Genomic DNA, 2,126 nt, shown 5'->3' on the forward strand with positions numbered 1-2,126 from the left:
CTCGACAGTGCCATCGTGCTGGGAGCTTTCGCGACCATGGCAACCAACGCGGCAGCGCACCACGAAGAAGCGGAGACGTTACGCCGCGGGCTCACAAGCAATCGTGCGATCGGTAAAGCCGTCGGCGTGTTGATGATGAGCGGCGACGTGTCGGACGACGACGCTTTCGATATTCTCCGCCGACGGTCGCAAGCGGCGAACGTGAAGCTCGCCGAGATCGCGTCCAACGTCGTGCGCGATCGACATCGGCTCCCGTCCAGCGAGAGCGCGTGAACTAGTCTCGACCGAGCAGTCGCAGTGCTGCGGCCACCGCCAACCCCGGCACGTCGAGCGTCTTGGAGCCCAGATCGTGGCGCGCGCCGGCGATCTCGACGATCTGGGTCGGTGCGGGAATCATCGCCGCTGCGCCGCGGACCTCATCCAAATTGCCGAAGGGATCCGACGTGCCGTGGGTGAACACCGTCGGCACCGCGATGTCGGGCAGGTGTTCGGTGCGGGCGCGTTCGGGCTTGCCGGGTGGATGCACCGGATAGGAGAACAGCGTCAATACGTCAACGTGTGCAACTTTGTCGGCCACCACCATCGACGTCATCCGGCCACCGTACGAATGACCGCCCGCGATCAGCGGACCGTCAGCCAGACCGCGGCACGCGGTGATCGCCTCGACGATCCCCGCGCGATCTGTGGCCGCCGAACCCGACGGCGGGCCCTTGGGTCGTCGCCGCCGATACGGCAGGTTGTAGCGGACGGCAAGCCAGCCACGTCGGGCCCACTCGTCGCAAAGTGTCTGCAGCAGCGGCGATTCCCGGTTGCCACCTGCTCCATGCGTCAGCACCACTACGCCGGTCGGTGTCCCGTCCGGTTCATGGGCGATCCCCGCGATGTCATCGAGGCCAGTCATTGCTGCAGCCTGAACATCGCCGATACCGGGCCATGACCACCACCGAGCGGATAAGCGGCACGCAAACATTCGGTGACCCAGCTCTTGCCGAATGCAACGGCGTCGGGTACGGCGTAACCGTGGGCCAGCGCGCAGGCCGTCGCGGCGGCCAAAGTGTCACCGGCGCCGTGGTCGTGGCCGGTGTTGACGCGCGGCGACTCGAACTCGTGAAAGTTGTTGCCGTCGAACAATAAATCGGTGCTGCTGGCCGAACCCTGCAGGTGCCCGCCTTTGACCATGGCCCACTTCGGTCCCAGTGCGTGCAGGGCGCGGGCCGCGTCGGCCTGAGTTTTCGAGTCGACGACGTCGATGTCAACCAGCAGTCGCACCTCGTGCAGGTTGGGAGTAACCAATGTCGCCAGCGGAAACAGTTCGGCGCGAAGAGAATTCAGCGCCGCATCGTCGAGCAGCGGATCGCCGTGCATGGACGCGGACACCGGATCGACAACCAGCGGCAGGCCCGCGCCGTGCTCACGCCAGCTCTGCGCCACAGTCTCGATGATCTCGCTCGACGCCAGCATCCCAGTCTTGGCGGCCTGCAGCCCGATGTCCTGGCACACCGCCGCGATCTGCGCTGCGACCACCTCGGGCGGTGTGGTGTGAAAGTCCTTGACTCCCAACGAGTTCTGCACCGTCACTGCCGTCACCGCGCAGAGCGTGTGCACGCCCAACAAGGTGCAGGTGCGGATGTCAGCCTGAATACCCGCGCCGCCGCCGGAGTCTGATCCGGCGATCGTCAGCACCCGCAGCGGCGTCGTACCGGGCGGCGCCAGCGGAAGGTAATTCACTGGCCAAGCGGCAGATACACCCGGTTGCCGTGTTCGGCGAACTCGACCGACTTCTCCGCCATGGCCGCCTCGATGGCTTCTTCGCTGTCCAGCCCGTGCTTGGCCGCGTACTCCCGGACATCCTGCGTAATGCGCATCGAGCAGAATTTCGGCCCGCACATCGAGCAGAAGTGTGCCGTCTTGGCAGGCTCGGCCGGCAGCGTCTCGTCGTGGTACTCCCGTGCGGTGTCGGGGTCCAGGGACAGGGCGAACTGGTCGTTCCAGCGGAACTCGAAGCGCGCCTGCGACAATGCGTTGTCCCGCTGCTGCGCGTGCGGATGCCCCTTGGACAGATCACCGGCGTGCGCGGCGATCTTGTAGGCGATCACGCCGTCCTTGACGTCCTTGCGGTCCGGCAG

At 66.0% G+C, this 2,126-nt stretch carries 4 protein-coding genes; 1 reads left to right on the plus strand and 3 read right to left on the minus strand.

Going from position 1 to position 2,126, the window contains the following annotated elements; all coding sequences use genetic code 11:
* The coding region (locus tag WAO18_RS13850) for an ANTAR domain-containing protein (RefSeq protein WP_422206833.1) at positions 1–273 on the plus strand (273 nt) is incomplete at its 5' end.
* A gap of 1 nt (position 274) precedes the next feature.
* Here WAO18_RS13850 and WAO18_RS13855 read toward each other — a convergent pair.
* The 3 genes from WAO18_RS13855 to WAO18_RS13865 form a co-directional block, all read right to left on the minus strand.
* Complete coding sequence (locus tag WAO18_RS13855; RefSeq protein ID WP_422206834.1) at positions 275–901, minus strand: alpha/beta family hydrolase; 627 nt, start codon at positions 899–901, stop codon at positions 275–277.
* A complete protein-coding gene (gene thiD / locus WAO18_RS13860; RefSeq protein ID WP_422206835.1) occupies positions 898–1,728 on the minus strand; it encodes a bifunctional hydroxymethylpyrimidine kinase/phosphomethylpyrimidine kinase in 831 nt (276 codons plus the stop codon). The genes WAO18_RS13855 and thiD overlap by 4 nt, the downstream gene beginning before the upstream one ends.
* Positions 1,725–2,126, minus strand: a 402-nt coding sequence (locus tag WAO18_RS13865; RefSeq protein WP_422206836.1) for a phosphomethylpyrimidine synthase ThiC, incomplete at its 5' end; no start/stop codon positions are given. The genes thiD and WAO18_RS13865, both read right to left, overlap by 4 nt.

This window comes from Mycobacterium sp. (assembly GCF_049278535.1).
In the GTDB taxonomy this organism is placed as follows: domain Bacteria; phylum Actinomycetota; class Actinomycetes; order Mycobacteriales; family Mycobacteriaceae; genus Mycobacterium.

What these genes read in the sequence shown, in the direction of transcription:
- WAO18_RS13855 (WP_422206834.1), bottom strand. Translation starts at nt 901, where the DNA reads ATGACTGGCCTCGATGACATCGCGGGGATCGCCCATGAACCGGACGGG.